Origin of the sequence: Bacillus sp. TL12, from assembly GCF_022625245.1 — a bacterium.
GTDB lineage: Bacteria > Bacillota > Bacilli > Bacillales > Bacillaceae_G > Bacillus_A.
Genome location: NZ_JAJJBY010000038.1, coordinates 1 through 16,058 on the forward strand (window position 1 = coordinate 1; position 16,058 = coordinate 16,058).

The 16,058-nt window shown below is 36.4% G+C and carries 14 protein-coding genes and 2 pseudogenes; 6 read left to right on the forward strand and 10 right to left on the reverse strand.

Annotated elements, in window-relative coordinates:
- Positions 1 to 152: 152 nt before the first annotated feature.
- Positions 153 to 1,031, reverse strand: coding sequence for an aminoglycoside phosphotransferase family protein (locus LOK41_RS23625; protein ID WP_241818544.1), 879 nt, complete (start codon positions 1,029 to 1,031; stop codon positions 153 to 155).
- A 253-nt stretch (positions 1,032 to 1,284) separates the two neighbouring features.
- Between LOK41_RS23625 and LOK41_RS29350 the strand changes: the two are divergent.
- Positions 1,285 to 1,365 (forward strand): annotated as a pseudogene (locus tag LOK41_RS29350) (IS6 family transposase); the annotation flags it as partial.
- Positions 1,366 to 1,478: 113 nt separating this feature from the next.
- Here LOK41_RS29350 and LOK41_RS23630 read toward each other — a convergent pair.
- From LOK41_RS23630 to LOK41_RS23655, 6 genes are all read right to left on the reverse strand, one after another.
- On the reverse strand, positions 1,479 to 2,525 hold the full coding sequence (locus LOK41_RS23630; RefSeq protein WP_241818545.1) for a DUF2332 domain-containing protein: 1,047 nt from the start codon (positions 2,523 to 2,525) through the stop codon (positions 1,479 to 1,481).
- Between the two features lie 113 nt (positions 2,526 to 2,638).
- Positions 2,639 to 3,238: a VOC family protein gene (locus tag LOK41_RS23635; protein WP_241818546.1), complete on the reverse strand. Its 600-nt coding sequence runs from the start codon at positions 3,236 to 3,238 to the stop codon at positions 2,639 to 2,641.
- A gap of 174 nt (positions 3,239 to 3,412) precedes the next feature.
- Positions 3,413 to 4,456, reverse strand: a complete 1,044-nt coding sequence (lsrB, locus tag LOK41_RS23640) for an autoinducer 2 ABC transporter substrate-binding protein LsrB (protein WP_241818547.1) — start codon at positions 4,454 to 4,456, stop codon at positions 3,413 to 3,415.
- Positions 4,453 to 5,451, reverse strand: coding sequence for an ABC transporter permease (locus tag LOK41_RS23645; protein ID WP_241818548.1), 999 nt, complete (start codon positions 5,449 to 5,451; stop codon positions 4,453 to 4,455). Before LOK41_RS23645 ends, lsrB begins: the two co-directional genes overlap by 4 nt.
- Complete coding sequence (locus LOK41_RS23650) at positions 5,448 to 6,425, reverse strand: ABC transporter permease subunit (protein WP_241818549.1); 978 nt, start codon at positions 6,423 to 6,425, stop codon at positions 5,448 to 5,450. Before LOK41_RS23650 ends, LOK41_RS23645 begins: the two co-directional genes overlap by 4 nt.
- Complete coding sequence (locus LOK41_RS23655; protein ID WP_241818550.1) at positions 6,422 to 7,915, reverse strand: sugar ABC transporter ATP-binding protein; 1,494 nt, start codon at positions 7,913 to 7,915, stop codon at positions 6,422 to 6,424. The genes LOK41_RS23650 and LOK41_RS23655 overlap by 4 nt, the downstream gene beginning before the upstream one ends.
- 180 nt (positions 7,916 to 8,095) lie before the next feature.
- On the opposite strand from LOK41_RS23655, the gene LOK41_RS23660 reads away from it, so the two are divergent.
- From LOK41_RS23660 to LOK41_RS23680, 5 genes are all read left to right on the forward strand, one after another.
- Positions 8,096 to 9,046 carry a sugar-binding transcriptional regulator gene (locus tag LOK41_RS23660; RefSeq protein ID WP_241818575.1) on the forward strand — a complete coding sequence of 317 codons (951 nt, stop codon included), beginning with the start codon at positions 8,096 to 8,098 and terminating at the stop codon, positions 9,044 to 9,046.
- Positions 9,046 to 10,608, forward strand: coding sequence for an autoinducer-2 kinase (lsrK, locus tag LOK41_RS23665; protein WP_241818551.1), 1,563 nt, complete (start codon positions 9,046 to 9,048; stop codon positions 10,606 to 10,608). Before LOK41_RS23660 ends, lsrK begins: the two co-directional genes overlap by 1 nt.
- Positions 10,609 to 10,634: 26 nt before the next feature.
- Positions 10,635 to 10,997 carry a cupin domain-containing protein gene (locus LOK41_RS23670; RefSeq protein ID WP_241818552.1) on the forward strand — a complete coding sequence of 121 codons (363 nt, stop codon included), beginning with the start codon at positions 10,635 to 10,637 and terminating at the stop codon, positions 10,995 to 10,997.
- Between the two features lie 6 nt (positions 10,998 to 11,003).
- Positions 11,004 to 11,786 (forward strand): 3-hydroxy-5-phosphonooxypentane-2,4-dione thiolase, encoded by a 783-nt coding sequence (lsrF, locus tag LOK41_RS23675; protein ID WP_241818553.1) that lies wholly within the window; start codon positions 11,004 to 11,006, stop codon positions 11,784 to 11,786.
- 446 nt (positions 11,787 to 12,232) lie between these two features.
- A complete protein-coding gene (locus LOK41_RS23680; protein WP_241818554.1) occupies positions 12,233 to 12,418 on the forward strand; it encodes a hypothetical protein in 186 nt (61 codons plus the stop codon).
- A gap of 43 nt (positions 12,419 to 12,461) precedes the next feature.
- On the opposite strand, the pseudogene LOK41_RS23685 reads toward LOK41_RS23680, so the two are convergent.
- The 3 genes and pseudogenes from LOK41_RS23685 to bla all read right to left on the reverse strand — a co-directional run.
- A pseudogene (locus LOK41_RS23685) lies at positions 12,462 to 12,859 on the reverse strand (NTF2-like N-terminal transpeptidase domain-containing protein); the annotation flags it as partial.
- Positions 12,860 to 12,876: 17 nt separating this feature from the next.
- On the reverse strand, positions 12,877 to 15,009 hold the full coding sequence (locus LOK41_RS23690) for a peptidoglycan D,D-transpeptidase FtsI family protein (RefSeq protein WP_241818555.1): 2,133 nt from the start codon (positions 15,007 to 15,009) through the stop codon (positions 12,877 to 12,879).
- A gap of 254 nt (positions 15,010 to 15,263) precedes the next feature.
- Positions 15,264 to 16,052: a subclass B1 metallo-beta-lactamase gene (bla, locus tag LOK41_RS23695; RefSeq protein WP_241818576.1), complete on the reverse strand. Its 789-nt coding sequence runs from the start codon at positions 16,050 to 16,052 to the stop codon at positions 15,264 to 15,266.
- Between the last annotated feature and the right edge of the window lie 6 nt (positions 16,053 to 16,058).

Sequence of the window (16,058 nt, forward strand, 5' to 3'; positions counted from 1 at the left end):
GGGTAGCGTCACATGCCCATCAACTTAAAGGTTTTATAACACCCCAAAACGAAAAATGAGATTTTTATTACAAGTTAGCACAAAATTTCGTTCTGGGGGTAGTTGTATTTTCTTAGCTTGATGGTGATGGAGACTCCCCCCTACTTCACCAATCAAAACAATTCGTCTCTCAGCACTAGATCGAGCCAGGCTTTCGCCTCATTGTAAAGAATCGGATTGTTTTCCGGCGTGTAATAAGCGAGGATTGCGACTGCTTGTGATACGACCCATCCACGGGCCCTTGCCCACGTAGCGTCATCCATCGGAAAAGCCTCACGGAACGCATCACGCGCCGCTGGCGAATGCAACTTCCATGCAACCATCACATCGCACGCAGGATCGCCGATGCCCATTTCACCCCAATCAATCACACCGCTAATGCGCTTATTTCGTACGAGCCAGTTACGTACATCTAGATCGCCGTGATGCCAAACAGGAGTGCCGTTCCACGGAGGTGCAGCAAGAGCCGACTCCCACACAGCAGAAACTGCAGGGTCGCCATCAAATCGCGCTAGCCAGTATCGAAAGTCCTTGTCCCGTTGGGCCAAAGGAATGCCACGTCCTAACGGCCCTCCCGATGAATCGACTTGTTGCAGTGCTGCGATGAACACTGCAAGATCACGCGCTGCCTGAATCTCGTCAATCTCCTCTATAGGCACCGTATCGCCCTCAACCCACGTATGTACCTCCCAAAACCATGGATATTCGTTATTGGGACGCCCCTGAGCGATAGGCATAGGGATATCAAGCGAAACTAATGGTGCAAGTTTTGGCAGCCATGTGAACTCGCGACTTTCTGGTGTCGTCGGACCTGCCCTTCGTGCGAGCCGAACGGAATATTCGTCGCCAAGTCGGAAAATGGCGTTTACCGTGCCAATTGGCTCGACCCGCCGTAGGGACAGTTTTGCCCAGTTTGGGAACTGATCCACAAGCAAACTACGCACAAGGCGCTCGTCAATTTCCAATTCGTCAACGTGCATCTTCTCACACATCGCACGCTCCCCCCTCCGTAGCTCTGACGTACAATTCGCAACCGTCGTGTCCTTCATAAACGTTCTGATATTTCCATCCCGTAAAATTCATCACATTGTAACCCCCTCGGATCATTGCATGTCACCCAACTTGTTTTTTTGGTTGAGTATTATGGAGCATTGCTCCCCATTAGATTAAAGGTTCTGTTGCAAAAACCTCAAGATAATTGCAAGTAATCTCTAAATCTTGGACATACTAATACTAGTATTCTAAAAAGGACAGACTTTACAAGGGAAGAAGTCTGTCAAAAAACAAATCAAGTTAATTAATCAACTCTTCGGTCTCACCGCATAGTAGTAGATTCCATTAGGAATCTACACTGCTATTTCTAATCTACATATTATTTGCACCAGAATCATAAAAAGACAACTAATTTTAGCTGTCTCTTCAATGTTATACAGAAAAACCTAGCATAATGACTTATCTTCCAATCTCCAACTAAACCACCGCGCATGACCATCTGTTTCTCCAACGGTCTCATTATATTCTTTTCCATTTATAAAATAATCAAGATGAAGATCTCTATCCCACATGTTGTTGTAAAGGTGGAAAACATCACGTTTTGCGCCCATTTCTTTCACTGTATCTATTAATTTATGTTTAACACTCTCTGATATTTGATTCGCCACATGTGTGTGGAAAATACAAATTACTGTATCCTCTGAAATTTGTTCCGCAATTTCAGAGAGAAGAGCTACTCCATCCCCTTCTACCAGTTTCACAGCTTGTTCTTTTAAACAAGCTGCTGCGTGATCGAACATTTCAAGCCTTTCTTTATGCTCTGGCCAGATAAGCGCACGTAGCCATAAATAGTCTTCTTCATTCTTCAAATCATTCACGTGTAAATCAAGCCCGATCCTTTCCGCAACAGGTGGACTTTGTTGTAAGAAAAATGGCCGATTCTCTCCTTTTATTTCCGATTTCAAGTGAACGTTAGAGTCTTTATTTCCATACACCTCTTCTGTTCCATAAGAATAACTATACTGATCCCATAGTAGCTGTAAACCAGCACTTGTCCCGATTTCAATTAACACTAAAGGTTTATTAACTTTATGAAACATATAACAAAAACTCGGATATAAATATGTGCATCTCCTTACTTCGTTTGTTTGTACTAGCTTTGTTTTTAAAATATTAATTATCTCTTCCTTATGAACCTGACAAAAATCTTTAAAGTATTGAAAAGTATGTTCCAGATTTTTTTCTGGAGCGGCAACAAGACTTTCATAATAGTTTTTTAGCTTATGGTTATGCCCTTTTAATAATAAATAATGAACCGCACCTAATAATAAATTTGGAGTTGGCTGTCCAAGTTGTGCATGTGATGCTAATGCAAGAATTTCTTCATCTTCTGATATTTTCAATGCTAAATGTTCGTATAAATCGCTCGATCCTTTACATTCTTTTATCGAAAAATTTTTAAATAAGTTAGAGATCTGTTCTTGTGTAAGCATTTATATTCCTCCTAAATACAAGTTTAAATATTCAGAATAATTATAACGTACATGGTTATAATTGTATATTTTCACAAACAACCTTTTGAGCTACTTAAAATCACAAATGAATTTTATAAATATATCTTCACACCATTCGGATCTTTTTGTTTCCTTTGGTATAAGGAATTCACATATACGTGCTTTAATGTCGTTTTATTATCACGAATCGTTTCAATACTTTTTATTTCTTTTTGAAATAGAAAAGAAAGGTCCTGTTCTAATCCAGCTTGTTTTGTTGTCATGACAATTTTCTGCAACTCTTCTACGCTCTCACTGTCGTCTATTGCATCAAAATTTGTTTGAAGCTCAATTCGAAATCCATATGGTGTGAAAATAAAAGTTCGTCTTTCTCCCGGATTTACTTTCCATTGTAGCTTTTCCGCTTGCTTACAAATCGTTTCACATTCCTCTTTTGACACGAGAAAACCGATATGATCAAATGTAATCTTTTTACCATAACCAAATGTGATATTTATCTTACCTTTTCTAGCTTCAATAATCCGAAAAAGGATCTGTTCATCACGAAAATCATCCCAAGTTAATGGCGGATCAAATTGTTGAAATTCTCCATTATACTTTCCGATTCTTGTAGAAATGCGGAAACTACAATTTTGATAAAAGTTCTCCATTTCTTCTAAATGAGGCGTCCAAAAATGATAATGAAACAGCATTAAAATCTCCCCCTTGCATTCTATATATTTAATATAATTGTATAAACATAGTGATATAATCACCTCTCCCTAAAGTGGTAATTATATAAAGATCCCTTCATACTTTTGTGGGATAAATCTCATCAAACACAATAAAAAGTTCATTCCCTTATACGTAGGAATGAACTTCCCAAATTAAAAATTGTACTTATCAATATTATCCTTCGTAAACACAACGCGCTCAGGCAATACGATAATTCCATTCCCATCTGCTTCGTAGTCATAACCTTGAATAGAATTCGGTTCCACTTTTACTTTACCTATATTCGGAACTTCAAAGCTATCCCCAACTTTTAATTTCTTTCCTTTTACCACAATTTCATTTGCAACATAAGTTGCAAGTGCACCTTGTTGTTTTACATCCCATAATCCAAATTGCTGAACGGTTCCTCTATTTACATAGTCACGCATTACATTTGGCGTTGAAAACCCTGTCACAACTACCTTTTTATCCATTTTTAAATTTTCAGCAGCTTGCGCCATTGCTGGAAGTGCCGTTGCATCTGGACAAATGATAGCATTAATATCTGGATACGTTTTTAAAATACTTTCTCCAACCGATAATGATTTTTGTGCGTTATTTTCCCCGTACTGCGTCGTTATAATTTCCCAGTTTGGGTATTTTTCTTTTATAATCTCTTTTGCTTTTGTTACCCATTGATTTTGATCTGTTACAGTCGGACTTGAATAGAAGAATGCTACTTTTCCTTTATCTCCGATTTGTGATGAAGTCATTTGAATTAATAGATTTGCAAGTTGCTCCGGCGTTCCTTGGCTTATATAAAATGAACGATCTTTCGGATTCACATCAGAATCCCACGTTAAAACTGTCATTCCCTTTTTCTTTGCTCTCTGTAATGATTGTGAAAGCCCATCAACCGATGTAGATGAAACCATTAACGCATCATAGTTTTGATTAATAAAATTATTTATATATTTCACTTGGCCTGATACGCTCGCTTCTGATGGTCCATCATACTTCACCTGCACGCCTAACTTATCTCCCATTTCCTTTGCGCCTTCACCACCTGATGTAAAGAAGCCAACCCCTGTTAATTTTGGGATGAATGCAAATTTCACATCATCTGCTTTTTTCTTATCTGCTGTTTTGCTAGAACATGCGATTAAACCGATAATACAAACGCACATAATCATAAAAATCCCCAGTTTTCTTTTCATGACATTTCCCCCTTATGCAATTTCCTTCTTCTCCACATAGTGAGTTGCTGTAATTTGAAATGCCTAATAATAACAGAGAGGATAAGTATAATACCAATAACTACATTTGACTGTTCGTTTGTTAAACCTGTCATTTGTAAACCGTACTGCATCATGCCAATAAATATACTTGCTAGTACTGTTCCAAGAACACTTCCTTTCCCTCCAGTGATGAGCGTCCCACCTAATACCACAGCTGTAATAACCGGCAGAATTGTCTCACTTCCAATATCAGCTCGAGCTGAGCCGAAATACGCTGTTAAAAAAGCCCCTCCTAAACCACCTCCCAACCCAGAAAGAATATATGCGATAATGACTACCTTTTTTGTACGAATTCCAGAATATTTAGCAGCTTTTTCATTTGTACCAGTTAGCATGACATAACGACCATACTTCGTTCGATGAAGTATGAGCGTAAATAGCACGGTCAAAAACAAAAGTAACCATAATAAGTTAGGAATTCCTATAAAACTCCCATTTGCAAGCTGCACGTAGGCATCTGGTAAACCACTTATCCCTTCATATCCACTGGCATTTGATCCACCCGAGATAACAAGAGCAATTCCTGAGTATAAAAACATCGTTCCCAGTGTAACAACAAGAGGTTCTACATCTGTCATTTTAATAATCAGCCCATTAATACAACCGGCTAGACAACTAATAACCAAAGCAATAATCACAGCTAAAATAACCGGAATTCCATTTATCCAAAGTACCCCAATAAGGATTGAGGTAAGACCCATAATCGAGCCTACAGACACATCGATTCCACCTGTTACAATTACAAAAGTCATTGGAATTGCGGCAATCGTAATAAAAACGAAGTCATTCATACTGAAAAGTAAATTACTAATATTAAAGAAATCGCTGTTTAACAAACCAAAGAGAATGAACTCTATAATAAGCAATACTATAAGAACTCCTTCCCATCTTAAAAACCCACGTGCATACTTCATAGATTCATCCTCCTTTCTTCTAAACGGTGCTTTTCTTGCCATTTTTTCAAAATACTATCTACTATAATAATGAGCAAAAGTAAAAAGCCTGATATTGCGCTATTCCAAAAAGCAGGTATTTTTAAAAAAACTAGTGAACTACTTATAACTTCTAAAAAAATCGCTCCTAGCGCTGCTCCAAATATAGAACCTGTTCCACCTTTTAGATGAATTCCACCTAGTACAGCGGCAGCAATTACTTGCAGCTCAATTCCTGTACCGGTTTGATTTGGTACAAATCCGATATTCATAACAAATATGCATCCTGCAACCCCTGCGCTTATTCCCGAAATAATAAATGCATATATTTTCACCTTATCTACCGGTATTCCGATGAGACGTGCTCCATCTTCGTTATCTCCAGAAGCATAAAAATATCTCCCAAAAGGAGCCTTCGTTAAAAAGATGTATAATAATAGTAAAATAGCTAGAACACTCCATACTGTAACAGAGAGGCCTAGTATCATGACAGAAGACATTTGTTTATAAGAATTAGGAATATCCTCAATCCATTTGCCACCTGTATAGATCAACATCGTTCCTCTAATAACTCCTAACATTCCTAATGTCATAATAATTGCCGGTACACCGAACTTTGCGACCCCTATTCCATTTATCAGTCCAATGACAGCCCCAAGCAAGATTGCAGCAATGATTGAAATGAGAATACTATTACCATTTGTCAAAAACATCCCACAAATTGCTGCGCTTAATCCCATAATAGATCCGACTGAAACATCGATATTTTTCGTAAATAATACGAACGATTGACCAATAGCTAGTATGACTAAAATAAGACTTGATTTCATCATTAAAGAAAGCGAGCTAAATTGAACAAAACTAGGATTTATCATTCCTACGAAGGCTATGTAAATAAGTAATAAAATGATAATAGAAGTTTCATGTATTTTAAATATATTTGGAAAGCGTTTCATTCCGTTACACCTTCCCTTCCTCCATATGCGAGACGTGTAACTTCATTTATACAAACTTCTCCTTTCTCTAAGTGAGAAACAAACTTCCCACTTCTCATCACATATACTCTGTTTGCCAATTGAACAATTTCTTCTATATCTGAGGAAATCAGTATAATTGCAAGTCCTGATTGTTTTAAATTTTGAATTACCTCATACACTTCTAACCTTGCTTTCGCATCAATCCCGCGCGTTGGTTCATCTAAAATAATTAATTTTGGGTTACAAGCAAGATATTTCGCTAATACAACTTTTTGCTGGTTTCCTCCCGATAAAGATGTCATTTTTTCATTTATATGGGAGGCAACAATCCGAAACTTATTCATATACGATTCTGTTAAAGCGCTTTCTTTTTTGTGATTTAAGAAAAAGCGGCTCATTTTCTGTAAAGAAGCTACCGTTACATTCTCTTTAATAGACGCAATTGAAAAGATACCATTTCCCGCTCTATCTTCTGGAACATATACCATCCCTTTATCTAATCTTTCATTCGTTGAACATTTTGTAATTGACTCCCCTGCTAATGAAATTGTCCCAGACAGCATTTTCCTTAATCCATATAGTACTTCTGCTAATTCCGTTCTCCCTGCCCCAACCATACCAGCAATTCCTACAATCTCCCCAGCATGTACAGTTAGTGATATATCTTGAAATGCATAGCCCGCCAAACTTGTTACCTCTAATATTTGTTGAGAAAGTTTCGTAGTTTCTTGTAGTATCTCTTTCTTCTCTTCATGTTTATAATCTTTGGGTAATAATCCCTCCATTAGCATGTCATATGTATAGTCTGATATATCCCCTTGACTCACAATTATTCCATCACGTAAAATAGCTACCTTACTAGCAATCTCAAAAATTTCTGGGAAACGGTGTGTAATATAAATCATACCGATTCCTTTTTCCTTTAAATTTCTCAGCAGCACAAAAAGACTCTTTATTTCATGAGTTGTTAATGTCGATGTTGGCTCATCTAAAATAAGAATCTCGGCTTCTCTTATTAATCCTCTTACTATTTCTACTAATTGTTGTTGCGCAATAGATAATGAACTCCCAATTGCATTTAGCTCTATATTCCACCCTAAACTTCTTATCAAATCTTTTACTTTTGTACGAAGTTCTTTCTTCTTTGCCTTTATTCCGATACATATATTTTCTTCAATTGTCATATGAGGAAAAATTAACGGTTCTTGTGGAATTAAATAAACACCAGTTGCATGTGCTTCTGCTGGATTAGAAAAACTTTGCACCACTCCTTTTACATATATCTCCCCAGCATCATAAGAGTATAAGCCTGTTAATATTTTCATCAATGTTGATTTTCCAGCACCATTTCCTCCTACTAGAGCGTATACATCTCCGCGTTGTAATTCTAAAGTAACCTCTTTTAATACATGTTGGTCTGAAAATGATTTACTAATTTGTTTCACCTCTAATAAGGGCACGTTCTCCACATCTTGTCACCCTCCTTTATGTGGAACAATTTTTGAGAAAATGATTTTTTGTTCTACTTGTTTTGTAGCATTGTATATCTCTTTTTTCATATCTAGAACACATTTTTTCTTGAAATCCCTACTTGTGTCTAGCGGTATAATCTCAAAATGAAATACATATGTTTAAGCATCGGTCAATTGTTGAAAGGGATGAAGAGAATGTCACAGCTGAACTTTGAAGAAAATTTGTTAACAAAAGTAGCCTGGTATTACTATAAAGATCATTTAACGCAGCAAGAGATCGCCTCCTTGCTTCACATTTCACGGAATAAAGTCGTTCGTTTATTAGATAAAGCGCGCACCGAAGGCATTGTTACATTTCATGTAAAAGGTACAGGTTTACATTGTTTGAGTATTGAACGTGAACTCATTCGGACGTTTCATTTAAAAGACGCTTTCATTATCCCTACACCAATGGAGAATCCTACCTACTCTTTAGGAAAAGCTGCCGCACAGTATTTAGAAACTCATCTACAACAAGGAGATTTACTTGGGATTGGTTGGGGAGAAACAATATCAAAAATGCTAGAAAACATTCATTTTGAACCATCTATGCAACTTTCAATTGTTACCCTTACAGGCGGTGTCAATCACTATCTTCCTAGAAAACAAAATTATTTAAATCACGTGCAAGGAGAACTGCATATCATTCCTACTCCATTTTTAGCATCTACGGATGAAATGGCGCAAAGTATCCTTTCAGAACCGTCCGTTAAAGATATGCTGCATGTCGCTTCACTTGCTAATACAGCAGTAGTCGGTATTGGTGGTTTATCTCAAGATGCAACGATTTTAAAAGAAGATAAAATAACGCTTCGTGAAATGACCTATATACGTAGTCAAAATGGTGCCGGAGATATTCTCGGACAATTTTATAATGCATATGGAGAATTGCTTGAGCTCCCTCATCATACTCGACTAATCGGTACACCTCTTTCCATTCTTCGAAAAATGAAACATGTAGTTGGTGTAGCTGGCGGCGAAGAAAAATTAGATGCCATTTACGGAGCCTTAAAAGGTAAATTCATTCATACCTTAATTACCGATGAAGAAACCGCCCTCTCTCTATTAAGAAAGGAAGGTGAATCATAATGTCTTCTCTATTAGCTTACGATGCAGGTACTGGCAGTATCCGGGCTGTCCTTTTTGATTTAGAAGGAAACCAACTTGCGGTGAGTCAAAAAGAGTGGGTTCATAAATCAGACCCTCGCTATCCTAATTCTATGAATTTTGATGTGGTAGAGAATTGGAAACTCGTTCAAGAATGTACAAAAGATGTCCTTCAAAAAAACAATACAACCCCTTCCTCTATTAAAGCGATTAGTGCCACAAGTATGCGGGAAGGTTTTGTTTTATACGATAAAGAAGGCCGTGAGATATGGGCATGTGCGAATGTTGATGGTCGTGCTTCTCATGAAGTAAGTGAGTTAAAACAAATCCGCTCCCTTCTTGAAGAAGATTTATATGCAAAATCAGGGCAAACCTTTTCTTTAGGTGCTTTACCTAGATTGCTTTGGATCCAAAAGCATCAACCCGACATATACGATAAAGTCCACTCCTTTACAATGTTAAACGATTGGATTCTTTATAAATTGAGTGGTGTACTGCAAATAGACCCTTCAAATGGATGTACCTCTGGTATCTTTGATTTACAAAATAGAACTTGGGATAATTCAGTTGCTAAACAATGCGGGCTCTCTTTATTATTTTCTCCAACTGTAAATGAAGCTGGTACAGTCATTGGTAGTGTCACAAAACAAAGTTCAGAGTTAACAGGATTATATGCAGGAACACCGGTAGTTGCTGGTGGCGGAGATGCACAGATGGCTTCACTCGGTTCGGGAGTCGTAAAGCCTGATCAAACCTTTATTTGCGGGGGGAGCTTCTGGCAACAAGAAGTAAATATAACAAATCCAAAAACGGATCCAAATGCTCGTATTCGTGTGAATTGCCACGTGATTCCAAAACTTTGGCAATATGAAACGATCGCGTTTTTCCCTGGCCTTGTTATGCGATGGTTTCGTGATGCTTTTTGCCAAGAAGAAAAACAACTTGCAGATGAACTTGGTGTGGATGCTTATGAATTATTGGAAGAACAGGCAAAGCAAGTACCTGTCGGATCATATGGCATTATGCCGATCTTTTCAAATGTAATGAATTATATTTCCTGGCGTCATGCTGCCCCTTCCTTTATCAATTTAAGCTTAGATGCTGATAAATGTGGGAAGAAAGAATTGTTCCGTGCAATTGAAGAAAATGCTGCATTTGTAACATTTGGTAATTTAAAGTTAATAGAATCATTAACCGGAAAATTCCCTTCTGAAGTGATATTTGCGGGCGGTGCTGCAAAAGGAAAACTATGGCCGCAAATCGTTGCGGATGTTCTCGGAATTCCTGTCAAAGTACCAGTTGTCAAAGAAGCAGCTGCTTTAGGAACAGCCATTGCGGCAGGTGTTGGTGCAGGTATATATGACTCTATGGAAACAATCTCTCAGAAATTCGTAAAGTGGGAAAACACATATGAACCGACTGCTGAGCATCACAAACTATATCAACAATTTTATCAAACATGGAAATCCGTTTATGAAAAACAACTCCCGCTAGCGGATGAAGGATTCACATCACATATGTGGATTGCACCAGGTGCATTGTAATCCAATTACATAAAGGAGTGAACAACATGCTTAAAGTGAATGAAGAGGATTTCTCCTATCGCTTTGGTAACCATGGTCCTAAATATTTATTGAAAGGCCCTAATATTGACCTTGGTATTGTAGTCATTCAACCTGGTCAAGAATTTCAAAATCATTATCATACAACTTGTGAAGAAATTTTTTATGCGCTAGAAGGTGAAATTGATTTCTACATTAATAATGAAAGAGTTCCTGTAAAACAAGGTGACGCCTTACAAGTTCGCCCTCATGAATCCCACTACCTGATTAACCATTCAGACCAAATCTTTAAAGCTGTTTTTATTAAATCACCACATTTACAAGAAAAAGATACGGTACAAATAAAAAATCCAAAATTAACGAAGGAGTGATTCACAATGACTTGGGGATTTCAAAATCGATTAAATACAATATTACCTGATGGAAAAGCTGTTATGTTAGCGATAGATCACGGTTACTTTTTAGGGCCAATTCATGGATTAGAGCAGCCATTAGAAACAGTAAAAAACTTACTTCCCTATACAGATTCTCTCTTTTTAACAAGAGGTGTACTCAATTCCTGTATTCCTGAAGACTGCAAAACACCGATGGTACTGCGTGTTTCAGGCGGAGCAACTGTAGTCGGTAAAGATTTAGCAAATGAAACGATCGTTACACCAATTAAAGAAGCGTTGCGACAAAACGTGGCCGGAGTTGGTGTATCTGTTTTTGTCGGTTCAGAATATGAAACACAAACCGTTACGAATTTAGCTAACGTTGTTTCCGAAGCGCATGATTACGGTTTACCTGTACTTGGTATTACAGCCGTAGCAAAAGAACTACAAAAACGAGAAGTTCGCTTCCTAGCACTCGCATCACGTGTATGTGTGGAAATGGGTGCTGACATTATTAAAACATATTACTGCGAAGGATTTGAAAAAATCACAAGCACTTGCCCTGCCCCAGTTGTCATTGCAGGAGGACCAAAATTAGATTCGATTGAAGACGCATTAACCATTACGTATCAGGCATTGCAAGAAGGTGCAATTGGGGTTGATATGGGACGCAACATTTGGCAGTCTGAACATCCAGCGGCAATGATTCAAGCGATACATGGTATTGTCAAAAATGGCTTACATGTAAAAGAAGCACTGGAATTATATAATGAAGTGAAGAACTAGATTGAACTACCTCCACCTACTTCACACTTCGTTTAGCGGAGGGGGTCTTCTCGGTTAAAATGATAAAGAAGGAGAAAAAACCATAACGGATTCTCCTTTAAGATGGTTCCGTCCTGTGCTTTTTATTTGAATATCCCTAATTGTTTTATTTATATTTAAATAGAACACTAAATAAGAACTGTTATACCCAACAAAGAACCGTGGAATAATTTCCACGGTTTTTTGTTTACATCTAGTAGCCTTTATTATGTAATGGGGCAGCAAAAAAGTGAAATCCTATTATAAAGGCTTCACAGCTAATAGCAGATACAACTAATCCAGCCAAGTCATTGGGTGATAACCCAATATAAATTGATTAATACATATCTATTCCCCAAAAAAACATATGAACATATTATATTATAGTACAACTCTTTAACAACCACTCTAAGAAGGGGGCTATCTATATGTTTGAAGACAAATCTAAAGTTAATTACCCATATGAATTTGCAGAAACTATAACGACACCAATTAAAAAACCAAATTATACAAAATTTAAAAATAGTACAAACACACAACCTTTGGTTATTTCAAAACATTACGTTGAAAAACCTCTATACTCCGAAAGAATCAATACCCCTAAAAAAAAATAATCAAAGTTCTAAAAAAAGACTACATCCATATATAAATGTAGTCTTTTCCTTGCTCTGTCTGCAGGCGGACTTTATAATTTTTTTCATCCCTGGAAAGATAAAGTCTGGGGTCCAATTTATTTTCCAAGATTTCTTATCTCCATCTTTTTCTTGCACAAGTTTTGCTTCATGTGAGAAAGAAATTTCTCCTCCTGCTGTATCCATACTTACAGTAAATAAAATGACCTTATTTTCCGTTTTACCTTTAATTACTTCCTTTCTTTTAACTTTTAAATTCTCAACTCTAATACCTTTGTAAATTTTTTCATTTTTCTCTGTAAATTCTTTTTCGTGTTTTGACAGTTGATCATACATATCTGCAAATTTTTTGTCATTCCATAATTTTATATATGTTTCAAATGCTTGTTCCGAAGTTTCGCCTTTATTGCATCCTACCAATATAAATTAAAATTTCACTGTTACTGATTAGAATTCACTATATTAGTAGCTTCACCATTCATACGTTGGTTTTTCAAGTCAAAGTATATATCTAATATATCCTTTCCAATTAATGAATTAATACCGCTTTTATCATTGTGAACCCAAGGGACTACTACAGAAAATGCTATTTCTGGATTATCGTATGGAGCATATCCAACTAAGGTTAAATTGTAACACTCAATACGTTCTCCCTTCTCATTCCTTCCAATTTTACTTTCTCCTCCATATACTGTCTGAGCTGTTCCTGTTTTCCCAGCTGGTTTATATGGAGCCTTTTGGAAATATTTCACACCAGTTCCATCGCCTTCTTGAAATACCCATCTAAAGCCTTCTTTTACTCGATCAATATACTCCGATTTCACTTCCACTCGATTTAACACAACAGGTTCTATAGATTGTACAACTTTCCCAATTTCTTCTTTTTTGCTTGTTTGTTCTCGAATCTCTTGCACAATTTGAGGTTGCATTCTGTATCCATCATTTGCAATGGTTGAAATATATTGTGCCAATTGTAGTGGTGTATACGTATCATACTGCCCAATAGAAAAATCTAATAAAAATCCTGGTTGGCTATCTTTCTGCCTCGTTTGTCCAGTTATTTCATTCGGTAAATTAATTCCTGTTGGGACGCCTAAACCAAATTGTTTAAAATAATAACGCATTGTGTCAAATGCTGCTTGTTTAATATCCAATGAACTATTTGGTACATAATTCACTCCAGCTATTTGTAACGCTGTATGAAACATGTATACATTTGATGATACTTGTAAAGCCCTTAAATCATTAATATTTCCAAACCCAGATACATTCCATGATTTTTTAACTCTCGTACCTTTAAACTTCATAGGTGTGTCATAAAATTGAGTCCCTGGTTGTATAGCTCCGGTTTCGTATCCCGTTAATAAAGTAGCACCTTTTACAGCTGATCCTAACTCATAAGAAGTTACCATGTTGCCTAATGCAAAATCTTCTACTTCTGTTTTCCCATCTTTTTCTACCAATCTCTTACCAGCCATAGATAATAGTTGTCCGGTTTTCGGATCCATCATGACAACAAAAGCACGATCCATTAATGGTTCAGAACTCTTAAAAGCTTTTAAATTTTTTCCTATACTTTCTTCTACTTTTTTTTGTAACTCCATATCGATTGTTAAAGTTAAATTGTTACCACTTTTTCCTTTAGAAACTGTTTCCGTTTGAATAACGTTTCCTGCTTTATCAATATTATCTTTAACTTCTTTTTTTGTTCCATGTAATACATCTTCATATCGTTGTTCAATATAACTTTTCCCCACGCGATCGTTCCGATTATATCCGCGAACCAAATAAGAATCTAAATGTTCTTTTGGCAATCCTTCTTCAGCACTTGTAATATTACCTAATACTGAACGGAATAAATCACCATTTACATAGTTTCGTTCCCAATCAACTGTCGCATCTATTCCTGGAAATTTTGCTAAATTTTCACTTATCCTCGTATACTCTTGCTCTGTCACGTCTTTTTTAATAATTTGTGGTGTCATTTGATAACCAGAACTCATTTTACTTTTAATAACTAATACTTTTAAGTCTTGTGGCGTGAGCTCTGCTAATTCTTCTTCTGTAATGCTCTTTCGTCTTAACTCTTCGATTCTCTTGTCTAACTCTTTCCCTTCTATACCCTTTTCTCTAAATTTTTCCTCGTCTTGCTTCGTGACCTTTGCTTTAGCACGCTTTTTATTTAATTGCATCCAATAATCTTTTTTATCTACTTCAGTTAATTTATTTATTTCTTCTTCCGATATTTCAAGTATATTTGCAATATCTTCTGCAGTTTTTAAAATGTCTTCAGAGCTTACACCCTTCAATCTTGTATACGTAATCGTACGAAGTGCTCTATTATCAACAACCGGTTTCCCTTCTCGATCATAAATTTTCCCACGCGGAACTGGAATACTCGTTGTTGCGTTTTCATTTTTTTCTACCTGATTTTTATAAGTCTCTCCGTCAACAATTTGTACTTTTCCGAGCTGAAAAATGATCGCAGAAAATAGTATAAATACGCAAAAAAATAGAATGTTTAATCGGATAGATATTGATGTCTTCTGCTTCTTTCCTGTTCGTTTTTTCATACATCCTCCGTATATATTTTAATAAATTTTGTTCAGATTACAGTTTTGTATGCAAGTTCGCGCATACGTTATCCGATCTTAGTAGCATCTCATTCAATTACTGAAATGAATAGATGAAGATGGAACTGCTCCTCTATTTACAACAAGAATAAGAGAAACTACATTCAATCATAAGCAGTTCCCCTTATTTTTTCTCAATATATCTAAAACAAGTGTTAGACTGTTCCTCTATAGTATGTGGCTGTCATACCATATTAATTTTCATTATTTTTTAACAAGTTCAATGTATGAGTAAATAAACGATTATCTCCGGGATCTCCATGTCCTGGTATAATCATATTTATATCATTGTATTTCTTTTCTACTTTTTTAATTGCCTTTGACCAATTAGATACATATGAACCTGAAGTCTGTACAATCTCTTGTGTATCTAATGATTTTATTAAACATCCTCCAAATAGGATTTTATACTTTGGTAACCACACTGTAATGTTATCTTGTGTATGTCCTTTTCCTGGATAAAATGTTTCTACGTTTATATCACTAAATCGCATATTATCGCGTTTCTTCAAGTCACCAAGAGGTCTATCAAAACCTTGTTTCTCTGCTAAATCAGCAGTTAAAGCCGTACTGTGTACCTTAACACCTTTTTTAATCAGCGTTTTAATTCCTCCTATACGATCGTCATGAGCATGAGTCACAATTGCTTCTGTGACCTCTTTTGTAGGAAATTGCTTTTTTAGTATTTGAAGCAGTTGATCTGTAAAAGCATCATTCCAAGGTGTATCAATCAGTACCAATCCTTTAGATGTTTCAAGAATTAAACCATTTGCAGGAATACGTGTTCCATTTACCACTCCAATACTCGTATGCATCCATACCTTGGGATGCAACTGTGAAATAGATACATCTTTCTCTTGATTTTTATTTTTTATTTGCTCTACTTTTTCAGCAGCCTGTACTGGAAATATCGAACTAGCAAATTGGCTAAATCCCAATATACTTGCGCATAAACCTACTTTTAATATCATTTTCTTTTTCATTACCAT

Coding starts and splice junctions, on each gene's coding strand:
- LOK41_RS23630 (WP_241818545.1), bottom strand. CDS start 2,525: ATGCTTACACAAGAACAGATCTCTAACTTATTTAAAAATTTTTCGATA.
- LOK41_RS23635 (WP_241818546.1), bottom strand. CDS start 3,238: ATGCTGTTTCATTATCATTTTTGGACGCCTCATTTAGAAGAAATGGAG.
- LOK41_RS23625 (WP_241818544.1), bottom strand. CDS start 1,031: ATGTGTGAGAAGATGCACGTTGACGAATTGGAAATTGACGAGCGCCTT.
- bla (WP_241818576.1), bottom strand. CDS start 16,052: ATGAAAAAGAAAATGATATTAAAAGTAGGTTTATGCGCAAGTATATTG.
- lsrK (WP_241818551.1), top strand. CDS start 9,046: ATGTCTTCTCTATTAGCTTACGATGCAGGTACTGGCAGTATCCGGGCT.
- lsrB (WP_241818547.1), bottom strand. CDS start 4,456: ATGAAAAGAAAACTGGGGATTTTTATGATTATGTGCGTTTGTATTATC.
- LOK41_RS23690 (WP_241818555.1), bottom strand. CDS start 15,009: ATGAAAAAACGAACAGGAAAGAAGCAGAAGACATCAATATCTATCCGA.
- LOK41_RS23645 (WP_241818548.1), bottom strand. CDS start 5,451: ATGAAGTATGCACGTGGGTTTTTAAGATGGGAAGGAGTTCTTATAGTA.
- LOK41_RS23680 (WP_241818554.1), top strand. CDS start 12,233: ATGTTTGAAGACAAATCTAAAGTTAATTACCCATATGAATTTGCAGAA.
- lsrF (WP_241818553.1), top strand. CDS start 11,004: ATGACTTGGGGATTTCAAAATCGATTAAATACAATATTACCTGATGGA.
- LOK41_RS23670 (WP_241818552.1), top strand. CDS start 10,635: ATGCTTAAAGTGAATGAAGAGGATTTCTCCTATCGCTTTGGTAACCAT.
- LOK41_RS23650 (WP_241818549.1), bottom strand. CDS start 6,425: ATGAAACGCTTTCCAAATATATTTAAAATACATGAAACTTCTATTATC.